Origin of the sequence: Corallococcus terminator (assembly GCF_003611635.1) — a bacterium.
GTDB lineage: Bacteria > Myxococcota > Myxococcia > Myxococcales > Myxococcaceae > Corallococcus > Corallococcus terminator.
In genome coordinates, this window is record NZ_RAVZ01000112.1 from 1 (window position 1) to 20,211 (window position 20,211).

Below are 20,211 nucleotides of genomic sequence, written 5' to 3' on the forward strand. Positions count from 1 at the left end.
CCCCCGCGCCCATCGGCGGTGGAGGGTTGCCCACGACCGCCCCCCTGTCCCCGGCGGCCGCGGCGCGCAGTCCCGGCAAGGGAGACCCGTTCGCGGAGCCCGCCGAGCCCCGGTTGCCCATGGGCGGCTCGCCCGAGGACAAGCTGGAGTTCTTCCGCGGCATCCTGAAGCAGAAGACGGAGACGCTGGCCCGGGCGCGCGCCCTGTACGCGGAGCGCGAGGCGGAGCTCGCCCCCCTGCGCGCGGCGCTGGAGAAGGCGAAGAAGGACGCGGGCGCGGCGGGGACGCCGGGCAAGAGCGCCCAGGACGAGCAGCGCGCGCAGCTTGCCCAGGCGAAGATTGGCGCGCTGGAAGCGGAGCTGGCCGCGTCGGAAGCGGACCGCCGGGACCTCACGCGCGCGCTGGCGGAGGTGGAGTCGGAGGTCCCCCGGCTGACGGAGGAGCTCCAGATCGAACGCGAGTCGCGCGGTTCGATGGCGGAGGAGCTGGTCGGCGCCAAGGAGGCGCTGGGGCTCGCGCAGGACCGGGTGGCGGAGCTGGCCGCCGGCAAGTCGGAGGCCCAGGGCGCGCTGGAGGCCGTCCAGGAGCAGTACCAGTCGCTGCTCGGGGACGTGGAGCGGCTGACGGCGGAGGTCCAGGCGCTCACCCAGGAGCGCGACGCGCTGTCCCTGCGCAGCGGCCAGTTGGAGGCGGCGCTCGCGGAGGCGCAGGGGTCGCTGGGCACGCTGGAGAGCGAGAGCGACTGGTCGCGCAGCTCGCTGGAAGAGGCGCACAACCACGCGAAGCTGCTGGAGGGTGAGCGCGACGCCGCGCGCCGGCAGCTCGCGGTGGTGGAGGACGGGCTGCGCTCGCTCCAGACGCACGTGACGGAGCTGGAGCGGACGCTCGCGCTGAAGGACGCGGACGCGGTGGGCCTGCGCGCCGCGCTCACCGCGCGCACGGGGGAGGCCGCGGAGCTGCCCTCGCTGCGAAGCGCCCTGGAGGGCCGCGCCGGGGAAGCCGCCCAGGCCCAGGCGCGAGTGCGTGCGCTGGAAGCGGAGCTGGCCCAGGCGAAGGACGGGTCGCGCGCGGAGGTCGAAGCGGCGGAAGTCCGCGTGCGGATGGCCGAGTCGGACCTGGCCTCGCTCCGGGAGGTGCTGGAGGCGGCGGAGGTCGAACAGGTCTCGCTGCGCGACCGGATGGAGTCGGACGCGGCGGCGCTCGGCGAAGCGGTGCACGACGCCGAGGCGCGGGTGCACGACGCCGAAGCCCGGGTGCAGGCCGCCGAGGCGAAGGTGGCGGAGCTGAGCGCCCAGGTGACGGCCGCGCAGGCCGGTGGCGAAGCCCATCAGCAGCAGTTGGCCGCGTTGGACCGAAAGCTGGCCACCACCCAGGCGGAGCGCGTCGGTTTCTCCGCGCGCGTGTCCATGCTGGAAACCGCCGTGGGCCAGCGCGACGCGGAGCTGCAGCGCCTGCAAGCCCAGGTCGCGAAGGCGCAGGAGGAGCTGTCGCTGGAGCGCACCCGGCGCGAAGCGGTGGAAGCCGAGGCCGCGGACGCCCGGGTGAACCTCGCCGAGGCCGAGGCCCGCGTGGACGCGCTGGCGGCGGGGCAGGGCGGACAGCGCGAGGAGCTGGCCTCCCTCAACGAGCAGTTGGAGGCGACCCGCGCCGAAGCGGACAAGGTGGACCGGCTCCACCAGCGCGTGAAGATGGTGGAGGGCGCGCTGGAAGCCTCCGAGTCCAAGCGCCGCGTCGCCGAAACGCAGGCGGCCCGGGCAAAGGAGCTGGACGCGAAGCTTTTGCAGGCCAACGCCGCGTTGCAGGCGGAGCAGGCCGCGAAGGCCGCACTGGACGCGAAGCTCGCGCAGGCCAACGCCGCGCAGGCCCAGGCCGGAGGCGCGCTGGAAACGGAGCGCGCCGCGCTGGAAGCCCAGCTCGCGCAGGCCCACGCCGCGTTGCAGGCGGAGCAGGCGGCCCGGCAGTTGCTCGAAGCCCAGCTCGAGGAGGCTCCCTCGGCGGGCGCCTCGGACGTGCCCGCCGAATGGGCGCAGGAGCGCGAGCAGCTCAAGGCGGACATCGCCTCCATGAAGCGCAAGCTGATGGCGGCCGAGGCGGCGCTCGAGTCGGCTGCCAGCGCCAAGGCGAAGGTGGCGAGGCTGGAAGCGCAATTGAAGGCCATGAAGTAGAGGTTCCACCTCCATGTCCTTCGCCGCGCCCACGGATCCGCTGACGGGGATGCAGGCGGCCCGCTTCGGGCTGTACCTGCACTTCCCGTACTGCCTGGCCAAGTGCCCCTACTGCGACTTCGCGGTGGCGGTGGCGCGGCAGGTGCCGGAGGAGCGGTACGCGAACGCGGTGCTGGCGGAGCTGGACGCGCGCCTGTCCGCCGACCCGGCGCTGCGCACGAAGCCGCTGGAGTCGCTCTTCCTGGGCGGGGGCACGCCTTCCTTGTGGCACCCGCGCTACGTGGCCCAGGTGCTGGAGGGCATCGCCGCGCGCATGTCGCTGGCCCCGGGCCTGGAGGTGTCGCTGGAGGGCAACCCGGAGCGCGCGGACGCGGAGCGCTTCGCCGGCTACCGCGCCGCGGGCATCAACCGGCTGTCCCTGGGCGTGCAGTCCTTCCAGCCGCAGACGCTGAAGGCGCTGGGCCGCGCGCACGACGCGGCCATGGTGGAGGGCGCGGTGGCGGCGGCGCGCAAGGCGGACTTCCCGGTGGTGGCGCTGGACTTCATCTACGGCGTGCACGGCCAGACGCGCGCGCAGGTGAAGGCGGACGCGCTCCGGGCGGTGGCGCTGCAACCGGAGCACTTGTCCACCTACGCGCTGACGGTGGAGCGCGAGGTGCTGGCGGAGGACACGCCGCTGTCCAAGCAGTTGGCGCGAGGGGAGCTTGCGCTGCCAGAGGACGACGACGTGGTGGCCATGGCCCGCACGGTGCGCGACGTGTACGGCGCCCATGGTCTGGCCCGCTACGAGGTGTCCAACCACGCGCGCCCCGGCTTCAGCTCCAGGCACAACGCGCTGTACTGGACGGGCGGCGAGTACCTGGCGCTGGGCGTGGGCGCCACGGGCATGCTGCTGTCGCCCCAGGCCCACCGCTACGTCAACCTGCGCAGCCCGGAGGCGTACCTGCGCGCGGTGGAGGAGGGCAGGGTGCCGGAGGCGAGCCGCGAGGAGCTGGGCCCCGAGGAGCTCTTCGCCGAGCGACTGAGCATGGGCCTGCGTCTGGTGTCGGGGGTGGACTGGGAGGCCGTGTGTGAGCGATATGGCCAGCCCGTGGAGCCCCGGCGCGCGGAAGTCGAGCGGCTGGTGGCCCATGGCTTCGCCACGCGGAACGGGCCCAGGCTGGCCCTGACGGAGCGGGGCGCGGACGTGCACAGCGCCATCTGTGCGCGGTTGCTCTAGGAGGACGTTCGACCGTGCTGACCAAGTGGTTGTTGTGGATGGGCCTCACGCTGCTGACGGGCAGCCCCCTCATGTCCCTGGCCCTGCTGGCCGTGCTGCTCTTCGCGGCGGACCGCTTCACCCTCCAGGTGATTCCCAGCCCGGTGCGCGCCCTGAAGAAGTGGCAGCGCGCCGGAGAGCTGGCCGGCACCATCCTCACCAACACCCACGACCGCCGCGCCCGCGCGGAGCTGGCCGACATCCGCCTGGGCCAGAAGCGCTACGCGGAAGCGGTGGACCTCTTGCGCCCCAACCTGGATGCGGGCGACGACGACGTGGACACCCTCTACCTCCTGGGCGTGGCCTACCTGGGCGCGGGCGAGGCACCCAAGGGAGAGCTGCTGCTCGACGAGGCGGCCCGTCTGGACGCCGACTACCGCCAGGGTGCCATCGATCTGGAGCGCGGCCGCTTCCGCCTCCAGCGCGGCGACCTCAAGAACGCGCGCGAGGCCCTGGAGCGCTTCCTCCTGGTGCGTCAGGGCTCGGTGGAGGGCCGCGTGCTGCTGTCGCGCGTGCTGTTGAAGGAAGGCCTCGTGGCGGAGGCGAAGGCGATGCGCGACGCCGCCTGGCGCGAATACACCGTGGCGCCCCGCTTCCAGCGCCGCCGGGACCGTTGGTGGGCATACCGCGCGCGCCCATCCCGTCCGCTGACGTACGCCGCGCTGGCGCTGGTGATGATGGGCGTGGGGGCCTACGTGACCCGCCAACTGCCCCTGCACGACGTGGCGCCGCGCTACTACTATGATGCGCCCTACGCTGCGGATGACCCGGGCGGGGACGACGCGGAGTAGTCCGCCGAAGTCCGCGCCGGGCCCTTCGCCCGACCCGAGGCCAAGGCTCCGCGCATGTTCCCCCTGCCGTCCCAGGTGCTGCGCCAGCGGGAGGGAACGCTGGCGGACACGCCCTTCCCGCTGCTCCTGCACGCGCTGATGGTGGAGGAGCGCACCTGCACGCTGGAGCTCAAGGTGCGCCAGCGCGAGAAGCGCATCACCTTCGAGGACGGCGCGCCGGTGGCGTGCCACTCCAACCTCCTACACGAGACGCTGGGAAAGTACCTGGTGGAGAAGGGCCGCCTGGCGGAAGGCGACTACCAGAAGGCCCTGGCGGAGAGCGTGTCCTCCGGCCTGCAGATGGGCGCGCTGCTCGTGCAGAAGGCGCTCATCAGCCCCTTCGACCTCTACAAGCAACTGCAGGCGAACCTGGCGCACAAGCTGCTGGACTGCTTCCGCTGGACGGACGCGCGTTACCGGCTCATCTCCGACGTGGAGACCCCGGACGCCACCGTGCGCGCCAACAGCGCGCAGCTCATCCTCACGGGCGTCTCCACCCAGCTTCCCTTCGACGCCGTCGCCACGCACTTCACCTTCACCGACGACCGCCGCTTCGGACAGATGCCCGGCGTGGAGTCCGCGCCCAAGCTGTCCTCCAAGGACGCGCGCCTCTTCCAGGCCCTGCGCCAGCGGCCCACCTTCAACGAGCTGCTGGAGCGCACCGGCTTCGACATGGAGTCCGTGCTGCGCCGCCTCTACGCGCTGTGCCTGCTGGGCGTGGCGGGCTTCGTGGAGGACGTGGAGCAGCGGGCCGCGGAGGTCGCCGCGAAGGCCCCGCCCGCGCCGCTCGTCCCCGAGCCCGCGCCCGTCGTGGCCGCCCCACCGGCGCCTGGGACCACCCCCACCGGCACGCTCTTTTCGGATGACGACGAGGGCGCGCGCAACGCCCTGCTGGGCGCGTTCCTCTCACACCGGAGCCAGGATCCGTTCGCGCTCCTGGACGTGCCGGAGGATGTGCAGCCGGTGGCGCTGCGCAAGGCGTTCCTCGCCGCCGCGGACCGGTTCGCCCCGCTGCGCTTCCAGACCCCGGAGCTGAAGGAGAAGGCGGAAGGGCTGCTCGCCGCCTATGCCCGGGCCTACGGCGCGCTGTCGGAGCCGGAGCAGAACGCGCTGTGGAAGAAGCGCCGGCAGGCCCAGCGGGAGAAGGCCCGGGGCACCGGCCGGCCCACGGCGGCCGAACAGTTCCGCATCCGCACCGACCTGCTGGACGCCACCACCCAGTTCGACGAAGCGAAGCGGCGCTTGGAGGCGCGCAACTTCGCGGGCGCCTTCGAATACTTCGAGTACGCCTGCGACATCGACCCCCGGCCGCTCTACCAGGCCCACCGCGCCTGGGCGCGCTACCTGATGAAGCCGGAGGCGCACGGCCGGCTCGTGCTCCAGGAACTCCAGGAGCTGGTGCGCCAGGAGCCCGGGCTGGAGGAGGGCTGGGCGTTCCTGGGAGACGTGGCCCGGGGCGAGGGCCAGTGGGCGCTCGCGGAGGACGCGCTGCGCAAGGCCTTCAAGTTGAACCCCCAGCAGCGCCGCTACGTGGCGCTCATCCAGGACATCGCCCGGAAGCGGTGAAGGGGGGCCGCGCGATGGGCGACGGGCTCCCCCCTCCTTCCCGGGGACTACTTGTTCGGAAGCGCCGCGATGAAGTCGCGGTCCGCCTTCGTCAGCTCCCTGCCGTTGGTCAGACGCCACACGGCATCCTGGAGCTGCGTCACGGCGCCACCCGTCACGGGCAGTTGCTTGTCCGCCAGCAGGGCGAAGAGCTCCTTGAAGTCGCTGTACTGGGTGACGGGCCCCTTCTTGAACAGGTCGACGGGGGCGTTGCCCGAACGGGTGTCATTGAGGCAGTAGCCCTTGATGGGCGCGAAGAGGTACTCGTTGGAAGGCACCTCGAGGGTGACGCCCTGCACCAGCATGCCGTGCTGCACCTTCCGGCTCGACGAAACGAAGACGAGGCCCGGCGGCAGCTGCACGTCGATCGGCTGGTTGGTGGTGTTCCGGAACTCCAGGCACAGCCGGATGAGGTCCCCGCTGCCCTGGGGGGCCAGCGCCTGCTCATCCTCTTCGCGCTTGCACGTGCCGTCCGGGTCGAACGGGTTGAACCCCTTGATGGGGTCCTTCAGCTCGATGCCCTCCGGCAGGTCGAAGGGAAGGCCTTCCGGCTCTTTGTCGCTGTCGGCGAACCCCGGGCGGTCGGTCTGCTCGGTGGGGTCCTCATCGTCGGGAGTCTCTCCCTCTTCGTCCCCGCAGCCGCTGCACGCCGCCATCAGCACCGTCGCCACCAACCCCGCCAGCCGTGCCTTGTGCCAGTTCATCATCCTGCTCCTTGCATGAAGGGTCCTTTTGCCTGCCAAGCATGAGGAGGGACACCCGTCAAGCTCCCCCTGGCGGCACCCGGGGCGGGATGTCCGCCAGCGTGGTTTGGGGTACCCCTCCCCGTCCACTTGGCGGATTCCGCCGGACCGGCCGTGGGGGCAAGGTAGCGATCATTCAGGAGAGTCGGTAAGACTCCCACTTCATGCGCACCCAGGGGCCTTTCATGCGGGACAGACGCGAATCCGGGCAGGTGGCGGTCGAGACGGCCATCGTGCTGCCGATGTTCGTGTTCCTGATCCTGGGAACACTCCAGCTCGGGATGATGCACCAGGCGCGGCTGATGACGAAGTACGCCGCCTACAAGGCCGTGCGTGCCGGCGCGCTGCACAACGCCAACGTGAAGGAGATGGAGCGCGCGGCGATCGCGGTGCTCCTGCCCCTCATCAGCAGCTCCACGGGCGGCGGCGGCGAGACCATCAAGGCCATCGAGAGCGCGACCGACTTCCAGATGAAGTACGTCTGGGCGTCCAAGAACACGATGATGGACGCGCCCGGCATGAAGTACGCGGACGTCACCATTTGCGGCCCCCTGCGCAATGAGATGGGCGCGACCTCCGGCGAACTGGACTTCGACAACCCGTCGAGGATCACCTCCACCGGCGACTGGGCGCAGAGCCAGCGCTCCAAGCTGCGCATCCAGGTGACGTTCAACTACCGGCTGCCCATCCCGTTCGCGGACATGGTCATCTACAACATCGCCCGCGCCAAGGAGATGCCCCCCGTCCTGCGCCTGGGCAACGGCAAGGACAAGACGGAGTACGTCACGGGCCGGGAGATGAAGGGGGGCGTGGGCAAGTACGACACCGCGGCCCAGAGTTCGCTCTACATCCTCCCCATCCGCGCGACGTACACCATGCGCATGCAGTCCAACTTCTACCTGGGCGCCAACCCCCTGCCGGACAAGAACGAGTGCGTCTTCCCGTTCGAGACCCAGCAGTAACCGGAGTAGCCAATGCCTGAAATCTCGCGCCGCCGCCGCTCTCGTGGCCAGTCAATGGTGCTGGCCTGTCTGTCCTTCCTGGTGCTGGCCCTGATGGTGACGTTGAGCTTCAACCTCACCCATGCGCTGCGCAACAAGATGGGCCTCCAGCAGCACAGCGACACCATGGCCTACTCCATGGCCGTGATGGAGGCTCGCGCCCTCAACTACTACGCGGTCAGCAACCGCTCCATCGCCGCCTCCTACGTGGCGATGGCCAGCATGCACGCGTACATGTCCACGGCCAGCCTCACCCGTGAGATGTTGAAGGCGTCCCAGACGAACTTCTACATCATCATGGCGATGGAGTTCGCGCAGTGCGCCTGCTGGACGTGCATCAAGCACTGCATCCACGGCATCCAGGCGCTGAAGGTCGCGAACAAGTATTCGAAGAAGGCGAACAGCTACGCCAGCGACATCAAGGACGTGGAGGACAGCTTCAACCAGACCATCAAGGCCCTGGACACCATCGTGGAGACGGTCCACGCCTCGCAGATGGCCGCGCATGCCAAGACGGCGCTGGCCGTGCAGAACGGCAGTGCCAGTGGTCTGAGCGAGATGACCGAATGGAGCTCCAAGGGCGCGTCCACCGTCGCCGGGGGCGTGGGCGGACTCAACGCCAACGAGTTCAACTGCGCGGTGGACGGTCTGCCGTGCATGGGCGGCGGCTCGAACTCGGCGGCCATCGCCCACTCGAAGACGATGACGGACATCGCCAACGCCAGCCGCCCCGGGTGGACGGCCAACCGTGACGCGGGCGGCATCCCCGCGCCCTACTACCTGCACCCCAGCTTCCTCAACGAGCTGATGAACGACATCCCCGGCGAGGGCCTGCACCTGCCCCTGCCCACGATGAAGGGCTCCGCCGGCGTCGGCGCCAAGAAGGGTGACTGGGCCCCGCCCGGACAGGTGGGCACCAAGGGCAGCACCGTGGTCTCCCGCGACGAGGGTGGCGCCATGTTCAACCAGTGGAAGGACGGCATCGCGCCCTACATGCCCTTCGACGCGGAGATCTGGAGCGACTCCAACGGCGGCGGTCACAACCCCAAGCAGGCGCACTCCGGCAGGCACGAGTTCGACGGCATCGCCACCAACACGGGCCTGGGCTGCGTGATGACCGGCAACTGCTTCATGAAGTTCCGGGGCAACTCGCAGGCGGACAAGGACTTCGGTCAGCCCCGCTCCTACAGCTACGTCACGCGCTCGCTGCGCTCGGGCAACGCGAGCCAGGCGCCCTGGGAACTCAACAGCTCCGCCACGCTCAACTTCACCCACGGCGAGCAGGGCACCGCGAAGCTGACGCTCGCCGCCGACGAAGGCGCCGCGCTGTCCAAGGCGCTGGTCTACTACCACCGGCTGGGCGCCAACGGCTGGCGCGAAGCGCCCAACCTCTTCAACCCGTTCTGGCGGGCGAAGCTGCATCCCTTCACCGCGCAGGAAGCGGCCACGGTGTTGGGTGCCGCCGGCAGCGCTGATTCCGCCCAACTCGCCGCCACCCCGGAGCTGAGCCTGTGAGCCCCTCTCTTCGCCGTTACGCCTCCCGCGGCGCCGCCTCCGTGGAGATGGCGCTGAGCATGCTGGTCTTCATCCCGGTGTTCCTCTACGCGCTCTTCCTGGACGACCTCCTGCGCTACGCGCTGGACGCCCAGGAGGCCGTGGTGGCCACCGTCTGGGACTACACCATCCAGAACTGGGCCGAGCCGGAGGGCGGTGAGTACGGCGGCTTCAGCCAGATCCAGGGCTTCGCCCGCCAGATGTATTGCGACCACGAGTCCGGCGTGGACACCTACAAAGACGTGGCGTTCGACTGCCAGGGTGAGGCGCACCACGAGAAAGCCGCCCTCACGTCACACCCGTGCTGGCTCAACACCGGGGCCAAGCAGGTGGAGTGCCAGACGCCGGACGACAGCGTCGGCGACCTGGGCGTTCCCATCCACAGCAGCTACTACAAAGAGTTCAACCGCGGCGGCCTCATCAGGTGCTCGGCCCGCATCGGCGTGCAGCAGTACATGCTGCCGCAGACGTTGTTCCCGGAGTTCTCCGACGTGGAGCTGGCCAAGGAGCAGCAGGCGGAGGCGGACGGCGTCCACAACAACGCCGGTGGTGACACGGGGGGGACGAAGACCTACCTGATGCCCGAGGAGCATATGTCCATCCTCACGGACACGTGGGCCATCAACGACGACGTGACCATCGAGCCGGGCGACAAGAGCGGCTCTGGCGTTGGCGGCAAGCACTTCTACGATGAGGTGAAGCACGTCTACCAGGAAACCACCAACGTCGGTTACCCGCTGCTCATGGTGTCCTCGGCTTCGTTCTTCGGTCAGGCCATCAGCAAGCAACTGCTGAGCCCCATCCAGGTGGGCACCATGATCGTGAGCGACGCGGACTCGCCCATCAACGCGGACAACCCCAAGTCCCCCAACGTCTCCATCAAGCCGTTCACGAACGGGATGCAGACCCCCAGCCAGAAGGTCGAGCAGGCGGGGCAGAGCCGGTACTTCTACAACAGCGAATGGCGCGACTGGGACAAGAACAACCCCCAGCAGAGCTACGGGAACCGGGGCGTCTCCTACATGGGCTGCAAGCAGGCTGAAAGCTGCTGATGTCGGAGCGTTCGTCGTGGGTGGTCCGCATCGTCGGGGGGTTGCTGTGCCTCGCGGTGTTGGGCGGATTGATGGGAGCCGCGCTGGAGGGTGTCATCTACCGTGACGCCCCCACGCCGCTGGAGAAGGTGCAGGCGAAGGCTGACCTGGAGCTGGCGCAGCCTCCTCCCAGCGGCAGGCGCTCCGCCGTCGACGAGGCCATCCTCGCCCGCGCGCTGGTGCACTTTCCTCCCTACCCGAACGCCTCCAGCCGTCCGGAGGCGCTCGCGGCGGACTACCTGGGCCCGGACGTGCCCATCGCGGTGGCGTGGTTCTCCACGCAGGACCCGCCGCAGAAGGTGCTCCTGCACTACCGGCAGGTGCTGCGCGACGCGGGGCTGCCGGTGCTGGGGCACGAGTTCAGCGCCTACGGTGGCTACGTGGGCTACTGGAGTCCCGCCACCAAGGAGATGCGGATGGTCTCCGTGCTGTACCAGGGCGGCGAAACGCTGGTGTTCGTCTCCGCGGGCGAGGTGGCCAAGGCCCTGGAGAGCCAGTCCGCGCCGCCCCGGTGGTTGCCCCTGCCGGCGGGCGCGGACAAGCCCCAGGTCATCACCCTTCAGTTGGAAGGTGTGACCCAGTTCCTGGTGGCCGGTGAAGCCCCCTCGGGCAGCATGGCGGAGGTGGAGGCGGAGTGGCGCAGGGCGATGGCGGCGAAGGGCTGGGAGGCAGGCCCGTCCTCCGAGGCCGGGCCCAATGCCCTGGGCTTCGAGGTGGGGCATGATGGCCTGAACGGACAGGCCCTGCTGAAGCAGTCCTCTTCCGAGGGCGTGGTGGAGTTCAACCTGTCGGTGATGCGGCGGCTGAAGGCAGCGCCCTGAGCGGGCGCGAGGAGACATGAAGATGCGGCGGATGACAGGAATGGGACTCTGGGCGCTGGTGACCTTCGCGACGACGGTGGGAACCCCTGCGTTCGCAAGCTCTCCCGCCTGTTACAGGTCGTGCGAGCAGGACGCCAAGCAGTGCAAGGACATCTGCACCAAGCACGCGGGCTCCGTCACGGGCAAGTGCACCACGGCCTGTACCGAAGAGAAGACCAGTTGCATGGACGAGTGCAAGAACGAGGGCCGCTCCCGATCGTCGAGCACGCCCAAGCAGAAGGACGTCGACCATGAAGAGGAGTAGGGCTTCGAGGCGGAGAACCGCGCGCCTGCTGCACCCGCGCGGCCAGGCGATGTCCGAGTACGCCGTCGTGTCGGGCGCGCTCCTGGGCTTCACCGTGCTGGGCTGGCCGTTCCTCGTGAGTCTGCTGGACGGCCTGCACCGTTACTTCCACTCCATCTACTACGTCATCCAGTCCCCCATCCCCTGAGCCGTTGAGATGGGGCGGGACCCCGGGCCATCACGGCCCGGGGGATGGATGGCGCGACGTCAGGGCTTCACGGTGGTGACGAACACCGCCTTGCCGCCTTCGACCTTCATCACCACGGCCTGCTTCACCGCGTCGCGGTTGGCGTCCAGGTTGATGGTGCCAGCGACCCCCGGGAAGTCCTTCGTCGCGGCGATGGCGTCGCGGATGGCGGGCCCGGAGGTGTCCGGCGCGCGCTTCATCGCATCCACCAGCAGCCGCGCGGCGTCGTACGCCAGCACCGCCACGCTGTCCGGCACCGCGCCGTAGGCGTCCTTGTACTTCTTGAGGAAGTTCTGGACGACGGGGTCCGGGTTGTCCGGCGAGTAGTGGTTGGAGAAGTAGCTGCCGTCCAGCGCGGATCCGCCCAGCTCGAAGAGCTTGTCGGAGTCCCACCCGTCACCGCCCAGCAGCGGCACGCGCAGGCCCACCTCGCGCGCCTGCCGCGCGATGATGCCCACGTCGGTGTAGTAGCCGGGCACGAACACGGCCTCCGGCTTGCGGTTCTTGATGGCGGTCAACTGCGCGCGGAAGTCGGTGTCGCCCTTGGAGTAGCTCTCCTGGGTGAGCACCTCACCGCCGAAGGACTTGAACTTCTCGTCGAACACCTCCGCCAGTCCCACGGAGAAGGCGCTCTTGTTGTCCACGAGCATCGCCACCTTGGACAGCTTCAGGTTCTCCCGCGCGAACTTCGCCATCACCAGGCCCTGGAACGGGTCGATGAAGCAGACGCGGAAGATGTAGTCGCCCTTCTTCGTCACCTCGGGGCTGGTGGACGTGGGCGTAATCATGGGCACGCGCCCGGCCTGCGCCTTGTCCGCCATGGCCATGGACACGGAGGACGCGGCCTCGCCCAGGAGCGCCACCACCTTGTCCTGCGCGATGAGCCGCGTGGCGGCCTGGGCGCCTTCCTCCGGACGGCCCTGGCTGTCGTAGACGCGCACCACCAACTTCTGGCCCCTCACGCCGCCCGCGGCGTTGGCCTCCTGAAGCGCCAGGTCGATGCCGTTGCGCGCGGAGATGCCGAAGGTGGCCTCGGAGCCGGTGAGGCTGCCCACCTCGCCAATGAGGATGCTCCCTTCGGGCGGAGGACCCGGCGGGGCGGTGGTGGCCTTCGCGTCCTGCGACGCGGGGGCAGGCGCGGGAGCAGCGGACTTCTTCTCACAGCCCACCAGGGCCAGGACCAGCGCGGTGAGCAGGAGGGGCAGGGGACGGCGCATCAGGGGGCTCCTCGTCCGGAGTGCGGCGGAAAAGCGGACGGCCGCACCCTAGCTTGAGCGGTGGTGGCCAGCGAACCCGCACCGGGCGTCGCGGTGCGCTCCCTGCCCTGGCGGCCCTCCCGGCAGGGACAGGCGGACGGCCTTGATTTGAATGTGGACTGAATAGGTCCACATTACGTAAGAGGCCGTCGGGCATCGGGCCCGCGACGCCACGGCAGGCACAGGAGAGACCCCACTCATGCTCCGGATGAGCAAGATGACCGACTACGGCATCGTGCTGATGGCCGAACTGGCGCGCGCGGACGGGGACACCCGGACCACGCGAGAGCTGGCGGCACGCACGCGTGTCTCCCTTCCTTCCGCGAGCAAGGTGCTCAAGGGACTGCTGCAGGCGGGGCTGGTGGTGTCCCACCGGGGCGCGAACGGAGGCTACGGCCTGGCGCGTCCCGCGGAGGCCATCTCCCTGGCGGAGCTCGTCACCGCGCTGGAGGGGCCGGTGGCCCTCACCGAATGTGGCCAGCACACCGCGCCCGCCACGCCCTGTGAGCTGGAGTCCGTCTGTCAGGTGCGCGGGCACTGGCGGCTCATCAATCAAGCCATCCAGGAAGCGCTGGGGAAGCTGACGCTGGCGGACCTGCGCGCGCCCGCGCCGCGCATGCCGGAGCGGTTGGTGGGCCTGGGCCTGCCGACGAGCGGCTCGGGTGTGAGCCGCGCCGTGAACAGCGCCCTTCCTCCTCCTTCCGCGACGGGAGTCCGGTCATGAGCAGCACCGAAACCCTCCAGGAACTCACCCGCAAGGGCTATCAGGCAGGCTTCGTCACGCAGGTGGAGTCGGACACGCTGCCGCCCGGCCTGGACGAGGACGTCATCCGCGTGTTGTCGCGCAAGAAGGGTGAGCCGGGCTTCATGCTCGACTGGCGCCTGAAGGCGTACCGGCACTGGCTCACCCTGCGCGAGCCCACGTGGCAGGCGGTGAAGTACAACCCCATCGACTACCAGGCCATCCGCTACTACTCGGCGCCGAAGCAGAAGCCGCTGAAGGACAGCCTGTCGCAGGTGGATCCCGAAATCCTGCGCACCTACGAGAAGCTGGGCATCCCGCTGGAGGAGCAGAAGCGGCTGCAGAACGTGGCGGTGGACGCGGTGTTCGACTCCGTGTCGGTGGCCACGACGTTCCGCGAGAAGCTCTACAAGGCGGGCGTCATCTTCTGCTCGTTCTCCGAAGCGGTGAAGGAGCACCCGGAGCTGGTGGAGCGCTACCTGGGCACGGTGGTGCCGTTCTCCGACAACTTCTTCGCGGCGCTCAACTCCGCGGTCTTCAGCGACGGCTCCTTCTGCTACGTGCCCAAGGGCGTGAAGTGCCCCATGGAGCTGTCCACGTACTTCCGCATCAACGCGGCGGACACGGGCCAGTTCGAACGCACGCTGCTCATCGCGGACGAGGGCGCCTCCGTGAGCTACCTGGAGGGCTGCACCGCGCCCATGCGCGACACCAACCAGTTGCACGCCGCGGTGGTGGAGCTGGTGGCGCTGGACGGCGCGTCCATCAAGTACAGCACGGTGCAGAACTGGTACCCGGGTGACGCCGAAGGCAAGGGCGGCATCTACAACTTCGTCACCAAGCGCGGCATCGCGCACAAGGGCTCCAAGATTTCGTGGACCCAGGTGGAGACGGGTTCGGCGATTACGTGGAAGTACCCCAGCGTCATCCTCAAGGGGGATGACTCGGTGGGCGAGTTCTACTCGGTGGCGCTCACCAACCACCGGCAGCAGGCGGACACGGGCACGAAGATGGTGCACATCGGGAAGAACACCCGCTCCACCATCGTGTCCAAGGGCATCTCCGCCGGGCGTGGCCAGAACACGTACCGGGGGCAGGTGAAGATTCTCAAGAGCGCGGCGAACGCGCGCAATCACACGCAATGCGATTCCCTGCTGCTCGGTGACAAGTGCGGCGCCCACACGCTGCCGTACATCGAGGTGAAGAACTCGACCGCGCAGGTGGAGCACGAGGCATCCACGTCGAAGATTGGCGAGGACCAGCTCTTCTACTGCCGGCAGCGGGGCATCTCCCAGGAGGACGCGGTGTCGATGATCGTCAATGGCTTCTGCCGGCAGGTCTTCAAGGAACTGCCCATGGAGTTCGCGGTGGAAGCGCAGAAGCTGTTGGGCGTGAGCCTGGAAGGGAGCGTGGGGTGATGTCGTTGCTCAGCATTCAGGACCTGCACGCCCGCGTGGGCGACAAGGAAATCCTCAAGGGCATCCACCTGGAGGTCCGCCCGGGCGAGGTGCACGCCATCATGGGGCCCAACGGCTCCGGCAAGAGCACGCTCGCGGGCGTGCTGGCGGGGCGTGAGACGTACACGGTGACGCAGGGCTCGGTGCGCTTCAACGGCGAGGACCTGCTGGGCCTGTCGCCCGAGGCGCGCGCCCAGGCGGGCGTGTTCCTGGCGTTCCAGTACCCGGTGGAGATTCCCGGCGTGGGCAACCTGCACTTCCTGCGCACGGCGCTCAACGCCCGGCGCCGCGCGAAGGGCGAGGACGAACTGGACGCGATGGACTTCATGCAGCTCGCCAAGGAGAAGGCGAAGCTGGTGGAGCTGGACAGCGCCTTCATGGGCCGCTCGGTGAACGAGGGCTTTTCGGGCGGCGAGAAGAAGCGCAACGAGATCTTCCAGATGGCGGTGCTCCAGCCGAAGCTGGCGCTGCTGGATGAGACGGACTCGGGCCTGGACATCGACGCCCTGCGCGTCGTCGCGGGCGGCGTGAACGCGCTGCGCGCGCCGGACCGGGCGATGGTGGTGATTACCCACTACCAGCGGCTGCTGGACTACATCGTGCCGGACCACGTGCACGTGATGGCCGCGGGCCGCATCGTGCGCTCGGGTGGGCGCGAGCTGGCGCTGGAGCTGGAGGAGAAGGGCTATAGCTGGTTGGGTGGGGAGGGCATCGGGGCCGGCAAGGCGAAGGAGGCGCGGCGATGAGCGCGGGCCTTGCGCACTACCTGGAGGTGGCCCGGACGTTCCAGGCGCGTGGGAGCGTGAACGACCCCGCGTGGCTCAAGACGCTGCGCGCGGAGGGCCTGCGCCACTTCGAGGCTCGCGGCCTGCCCACGTCGAAGGACGAGGAGTGGAAGTACACGCCCGTCTCCTCGCTGTCGTCGCAGCCCTTCCAGCCCGCGCGGGACGTGTACGCGGGCGAGGACGTGGCGGCGGCGGTGGCCCGGCTGGCCCTGCCCGGCCCGAGGCTCGTCTTCGTGGACGGTCGCTACGTGCCGGCGCTGTCGGTGCTCACCGGCCTGCCGCGCGGCGTAGTGCTCAAGCCGCTGTCGCAGGCGCTGCGCGAGGACGGCGAGCTGCTGGAGCGGACGCTGGGCCAGCGCACGCGGCTGGGGGCCAATGCCTTCACGTCGCTCAATGCCGCCCTGCTGGAGGAGGGCGCGCTGCTCACGCTCGCGCCCCGGGCCCTGAGCGAGGTGCCGGTGCAGTTGCTGTTCCTGGCGCGCGGTGGGCCTGGGCCGGTGATGGCGAGCCCCCGCATCGTGGTGGTGGCGGGCGAGGGCAGCGAGGCCACGCTGGTGGAGACGTACGCGGGGCTGGGGACGGAGGTGACCTTCACCAACGCGGTGACGGAGGTGTCGCTGGGTGACAACGCCAGCCTGCACCACTACAAGCTCCAGACGGAGGGCGACGCCGCGCTGCACCTGGGTGGGCTGTATTCACGGCAGGGGCGCGACAGCCGCTTCCAGTCGCACGCCTTCTCCTTCGGTGGCGCGGTGGCGCGCAACGAAGTGCACGCGCTGTTCGCGGGTGAGGGCGGGGAGTGTCTGCTCAACGGCCTGTTCGTGGGCCGGGGCACGCAGCACCTGGACAACCGCACCGACCTGGACCACGCGGTGCCCCGCTGCTCCAGCCGGGAGCTCTACAAGGGCGTGTTGGACGACCGGTCGCGCGGCACGTTCCACGGCCGCATCCGGGTGCGCGAGGACGCGCAGAAGACGGACGCGAGCCAGACGAACCGAAACCTCCTGCTGTCGGAGGGCGCGCAGGTGGACACGCGTCCGCAGTTGGAGATCTTCGCGGACGACGTGAAGTGCGCCCACGGCACGGCGGTGGGCCGGCTGGACGACACGGCGCTGTTCTACCTGCGCTCGCGCGGCATCCCCAAGGCGGAGGCGGAGCGGATGCTGACGCAGGCGTTCGCGAGCGAGCTGGTGCTCGCGGTGCCAGCGGGTCCGGTGCGCGAGCGGGTGGAGGCGTTGTTGTCGGCGAAGCTGCCGGGCGGTGCCCGGCCGGAGGTGACGGGATGACGGGGCCTGGGTTCGACCTGGAGCGCGTGCGGGGAGACTTTCCCCTGCTGCGGCAGGAGGTGCGGGGCCGTCCGCTGGTGTACCTGGACAGCGCGGCCACCGGACAGAAGCCGCAGGCGGTGCTGGACGCGCTGACGCGCTACTACACGCACGACAACGCGAACGTGCACCGGGGCGTGCACATCCTCTCCGAGCGCTCCACGCAGGCGTACGAGGACGCGCGGGAGACGGTGCGCCGCTTCCTGAACGCGAAGGACGCGCGGGAGATTGTCTTCGTGCGCGGCACCACGGAGGCCATCAACCTGGTGGCGGCCACCTACGGTCGCAAGCAGGTGGGCCCGGGCGATGAAGTGCTCATCTCCGCCATGGAGCACCACTCCAACATCGTGCCCTGGCAGATGGTGTGCGACGCGGCGGGCGCGAAGCTGCGCGTGATTCCGGTGGATGACCGGGGCGAATTGAAGATGGACGCGGTGGACGCGCTGCTCACGGAGCGCACGCGCCTGCTGGCGATTACGCATGTGTCCAACGCGCTGGGCTCCATCAATCCCATCAAGGAGCTGGTGGCGAAGGCGCACGCGAAGAACATCCCGGTGCTGGTGGACGGGGCGCAGTCGGTGACGCACTTCCAGGTGGACGTGCAGGAGCTGGACTGTGACTTTTTCGCCTTCAGCGGGCACAAGCTCTTCGGGCCCACGGGCATCGGCGTGCTGTACGGCAAGCTGGCCATGCTGGAGGCGATGCCGCCGTACCAGGGCGGCGGGGACATGATCCTCTCCGTGACGATGGAGAAGACCGTCTACAACCGCGTGCCGCACCGCTTCGAGGCGGGCACGCCGGACATGGCGGGCGCGGTGGGGCTGGCCGCGGCCATCCGCTACCTGGAAGGCGTGGGGCTCTCCGCCATCGCGCAGCACGACCAGTGGTTGCTCGCCTACGCGACGCAGGCGCTGTCGGCGGTGCCGGGGCTGAAGCTGGTGGGCACGGCGCCGAAGAAGACGGGCGTGCTGTCCTTCACGCTGGAGGACGTGCACCCGCACGATGTGGGGACCATCCTGGACCAGGAGGGCATCTGCATCCGCACGGGGCACCACTGCGCCCAGCCGCTGATGCAGCGCTTCGGGGTGGCGGCGACCGTGCGGGCGTCGCTGGCGCTCTACAACACGCCGCAAGACGTGGATGCGTTGGTGAAGGGCCTGCTCAAGGTGAGGGAGGTGTTCGCATGAGTTCGGACCTCAAGGACCTCTATCAAGAGGTGGTGCTGGAGCACTCCAAGCGCCCGCGCAACTTCCGGGTGGTGGAGGGCGCGACGTGCACGGCGGAGGGCTACAACCCGCTGTGCGGCGACCAGCTCTCCGTGACGCTGAAGATGGACGGCGACGTCATCCGTGACATCGGCTTCCAGGGGCAGGGATGCGCCATCTCCAAGGCGTCCGCGTCGCTGATGACGGGCGCGGTGAAGGACAAGACGCGCGCGGAGGCGGAGGCGCTCTTCGAGCGCGTGCACACCCTGGTGACGGAAGGGCCGGAGAAGGTGGATCCGGAGTCGCTGGGCAAGCTGGCGGTGCTGTCGGGCGTGAGTGAGTTCCCGGCCCGAGTGAAGTGCGCGAGCCTGGCGTGGCACACGCTGCACGCGGCGCTGGATGGTCGTTCCACGTCGGTGTCGACGGAATAGGGGAAGGGACACGATGCGAGGTGCGATGACGGTCATCGAGCGCGACGTGGACGCGACGCTCATCCCCAGCGGGGACAAGGTGTTGCTGCCGGCGGGCTCCGAGTTGACGGTGGTGCAGACGCTGGGCGGCAACGTCACGGTGCAGGACCCGTACGGCCAGCTCTTCCGCATCGACGAGAAGAACGCGTCGGCGTTGGGCGAGGACTACGCGGCGAAGGCGAAGGACGACGCCACCGAAGGCACGCCCGGTGAGTTCCACGAGGAGCAGGTCTGGGAGCAACTGCGCACGGTGTATGACCCGGAGATCCCGGTGAACATCGTGGAGCTGGGGCTCGTGTACACGTGCAATGCGACGCCGCTGGAGGAGGGCGGGCAGCGCGTGTCCATCGAGATGACGCTGACGGCGCCCGGGTGCGGCATGGGCCAGGTGCTGGTGGAGGACGTGCGGCAGAAGGTGTCGTCCGTGCCCGGCGTGAAGGAGACCCGCGTGGAGCTGGTCTGGGAACCGCAGTGGGACCAGAGCCGCATGACGGACGTGGCGAAGCTCCAACTCGGCTGGATGTGAAATCGTGAGACGGGGGCTCCAGGTGCCCTGAAGCCTCAGGCCAGCGCCTTGCGGCCCCGCGCCACGAGTCCCAGCGTGGCTGCGGCGGCGAGCCCGCCCGCGACCCATCTGGGCCAGGTCGGCGCGGTCACTTCCCGCTGGGCGATGGCGGGCGTCATGCGTTCGGCGAAGAGCTGCACGAGCGCGTGTTCGAAGGCGAGCAGGTCGTGCGGTCCCCGGCTGGAGACCCAGTTGCTGTCGCGCACCACCGGTTCGTCCGTCCAGTGCGCGCCCGCGTTCTCCAGGTCGTTGCGGATGCCGGGCCAGGACGTGACGTGCCGGCCCTCCAGGAGCCCCGCGGACGCGAGCAGCCACGGTCCGTGGCAGATGACCGCGATGGGCATGTCCAACAGGTCCGCGTCGCGCACGAAGTCCAGCGCCAGCGCGCTCTGCCGGAGGAAGTCCGGGTTCATGAAGCCGCCGGGCAGAAGCAGCGCGTCGAAGTCCGCGGCCTTCACCTCGCGCAGCGTGGCGTCCACGCGGACCTTCTTGCCGGGCACCAGCAGGTTCATGCCCCGGATGCGGCCCTTGTGGAGGGAGACGATGGTGACCTGGGCGCCCTCGCGCTCCAGTCGCTTCACCGGCCGCGTCAGCTCCACCTGCTCGAAGCCATCCGCCGCCAGCACGGCCACCCGCATCCCCTTCAGCGTCCTCATTGCCCAAACCCTCCCGATGTCCGTGGTGCTCTGACAGCCCAATGATGCAGGGTGTACATGCCCTGTCGGGAGGGGAAGCGGAGGGCAGGCAGGCGGGCAGGGGCTTGGGATTTCGCCGGCTCGTCTCTCCCTGAAGGATGGAGGCACCGCGG

The 20,211-nt window shown here is 69.4% G+C and carries 20 protein-coding genes; 17 read left to right on the forward strand and 3 right to left on the reverse strand.

Translation table 11 applies throughout. From position 1 onward, the window contains the following. The 4 genes from D7V88_RS17585 to D7V88_RS17600 all read left to right on the forward strand — a co-directional run. Window positions 1-2,165, forward strand: a 2,165-nt coding sequence (locus D7V88_RS17585; protein ID WP_120541802.1) for a coiled-coil domain-containing protein, incomplete at its 5' end; no start/stop codon positions are given. 13 nt (window positions 2,166-2,178) lie between these two features. Next, complete coding sequence (gene hemW / locus D7V88_RS17590; protein WP_120541803.1) at window positions 2,179-3,384, forward strand: radical SAM family heme chaperone HemW; 1,206 nt, start codon at window positions 2,179-2,181, stop codon at window positions 3,382-3,384. 17 nt (window positions 3,385-3,401) lie between these two features. Next, window positions 3,402-4,214 carry a tetratricopeptide repeat protein gene (locus D7V88_RS17595; protein WP_244238209.1) on the forward strand — a complete coding sequence of 271 codons (813 nt, stop codon included), beginning with the start codon at window positions 3,402-3,404 and terminating at the stop codon, window positions 4,212-4,214. Between the two features lie 54 nt (window positions 4,215-4,268). Beyond that, the gene (locus tag D7V88_RS17600) at window positions 4,269-5,819 is read left to right on the forward strand and encodes a DUF4388 domain-containing protein (protein WP_120541804.1); all 1,551 of its coding nucleotides are present in this window, start codon (window positions 4,269-4,271) and stop codon (window positions 5,817-5,819) included. A gap of 47 nt (window positions 5,820-5,866) precedes the next feature. On the opposite strand, the gene D7V88_RS17605 is transcribed toward D7V88_RS17600, so the two are convergent. Further along, on the reverse strand, window positions 5,867-6,562 hold the full coding sequence (locus D7V88_RS17605; RefSeq protein ID WP_120541805.1) for a hypothetical protein: 696 nt from the start codon (window positions 6,560-6,562) through the stop codon (window positions 5,867-5,869). Between the two features lie 224 nt (window positions 6,563-6,786). Between D7V88_RS17605 and D7V88_RS17610 the strand changes: the two genes are divergently transcribed. The 6 genes from D7V88_RS17610 to D7V88_RS17635 are packed head-to-tail and all read left to right on the forward strand — an operon-like array spanning window position 6,787 to window position 11,559. Continuing rightward, the gene (locus D7V88_RS17610; RefSeq protein ID WP_120541824.1) at window positions 6,787-7,563 is read left to right on the forward strand and encodes a TadE/TadG family type IV pilus assembly protein; all 777 of its coding nucleotides are present in this window, start codon (window positions 6,787-6,789) and stop codon (window positions 7,561-7,563) included. Window positions 7,564-7,575: 12 nt separating this feature from the next. After that, on the forward strand, window positions 7,576-9,117 hold the full coding sequence (locus D7V88_RS17615; protein WP_120541806.1) for a hypothetical protein: 1,542 nt from the start codon (window positions 7,576-7,578) through the stop codon (window positions 9,115-9,117). 59 nt (window positions 9,118-9,176) lie between these two features. Further along, complete coding sequence (locus D7V88_RS17620) at window positions 9,177-10,208, forward strand: hypothetical protein (protein ID WP_147448762.1); 1,032 nt, start codon at window positions 9,177-9,179, stop codon at window positions 10,206-10,208. After that, window positions 10,208-11,068: a hypothetical protein gene (locus D7V88_RS17625; RefSeq protein WP_120541808.1), complete on the forward strand. Its 861-nt coding sequence runs from the start codon at window positions 10,208-10,210 to the stop codon at window positions 11,066-11,068. Before D7V88_RS17620 ends, D7V88_RS17625 begins: the two co-directional genes overlap by 1 nt. Window positions 11,069-11,099: 31 nt before the next feature. After that, window positions 11,100-11,372: a hypothetical protein gene (locus tag D7V88_RS17630; RefSeq protein ID WP_158625092.1), complete on the forward strand. Its 273-nt coding sequence runs from the start codon at window positions 11,100-11,102 to the stop codon at window positions 11,370-11,372. Beyond that, complete coding sequence (locus tag D7V88_RS17635) at window positions 11,359-11,559, forward strand: hypothetical protein (protein ID WP_120541810.1); 201 nt, start codon at window positions 11,359-11,361, stop codon at window positions 11,557-11,559. The genes D7V88_RS17630 and D7V88_RS17635 overlap by 14 nt, the downstream gene beginning before the upstream one ends. 59 nt (window positions 11,560-11,618) lie before the next feature. Here the strand turns inward: D7V88_RS17635 and D7V88_RS17640 are convergent, their stop codons facing one another. Next, window positions 11,619-12,815, reverse strand: a complete 1,197-nt coding sequence (locus tag D7V88_RS17640) for an ABC transporter substrate-binding protein (protein WP_120541811.1) — start codon at window positions 12,813-12,815, stop codon at window positions 11,619-11,621. A 238-nt stretch (window positions 12,816-13,053) separates the two neighbouring features. Here D7V88_RS17640 and D7V88_RS17645 point away from each other — a divergent pair, with 238 nt between their 5' ends. The 7 genes from D7V88_RS17645 to sufT are packed head-to-tail and all read left to right on the forward strand — an operon-like array spanning window position 13,054 to window position 19,364. Next, complete coding sequence (locus D7V88_RS17645; protein ID WP_120541812.1) at window positions 13,054-13,578, forward strand: SUF system Fe-S cluster assembly regulator; 525 nt, start codon at window positions 13,054-13,056, stop codon at window positions 13,576-13,578. Further along, window positions 13,575-15,014: a Fe-S cluster assembly protein SufB gene (gene sufB / locus D7V88_RS17650; RefSeq protein WP_120541813.1), complete on the forward strand. Its 1,440-nt coding sequence runs from the start codon at window positions 13,575-13,577 to the stop codon at window positions 15,012-15,014. Before D7V88_RS17645 ends, sufB begins: the two co-directional genes overlap by 4 nt. Then, entirely contained in the window at window positions 15,014-15,799 is a 786-nt protein-coding gene (gene sufC / locus D7V88_RS17655) for a Fe-S cluster assembly ATPase SufC (protein ID WP_120541814.1), read from the forward strand. The genes sufB and sufC overlap by 1 nt, the downstream gene beginning before the upstream one ends. After that, on the forward strand, window positions 15,796-17,124 hold the full coding sequence (sufD, locus tag D7V88_RS17660; protein WP_120541815.1) for a Fe-S cluster assembly protein SufD: 1,329 nt from the start codon (window positions 15,796-15,798) through the stop codon (window positions 17,122-17,124). Before sufC ends, sufD begins: the two co-directional genes overlap by 4 nt. Then, a complete protein-coding gene (locus D7V88_RS17665) occupies window positions 17,121-18,350 on the forward strand; it encodes a cysteine desulfurase (protein WP_120541816.1) in 1,230 nt (409 codons plus the stop codon). Before sufD ends, D7V88_RS17665 begins: the two co-directional genes overlap by 4 nt. Beyond that, entirely contained in the window at window positions 18,347-18,799 is a 453-nt protein-coding gene (gene sufU, locus D7V88_RS17670; RefSeq protein ID WP_120541817.1) for a Fe-S cluster assembly sulfur transfer protein SufU, read from the forward strand. The genes D7V88_RS17665 and sufU overlap by 4 nt, the downstream gene beginning before the upstream one ends. A 13-nt stretch (window positions 18,800-18,812) precedes the next feature. Then, the gene (gene sufT / locus D7V88_RS17675; RefSeq protein WP_120541818.1) at window positions 18,813-19,364 is read left to right on the forward strand and encodes a putative Fe-S cluster assembly protein SufT; all 552 of its coding nucleotides are present in this window, start codon (window positions 18,813-18,815) and stop codon (window positions 19,362-19,364) included. Between the two features lie 35 nt (window positions 19,365-19,399). Here the strand turns inward: sufT and D7V88_RS17680 are convergent, their stop codons facing one another. After that, window positions 19,400-20,059, reverse strand: coding sequence for a type 1 glutamine amidotransferase domain-containing protein (locus D7V88_RS17680; protein ID WP_120541819.1), 660 nt, complete (start codon window positions 20,057-20,059; stop codon window positions 19,400-19,402). Window positions 20,060-20,211 lie beyond the last annotated feature (152 nt).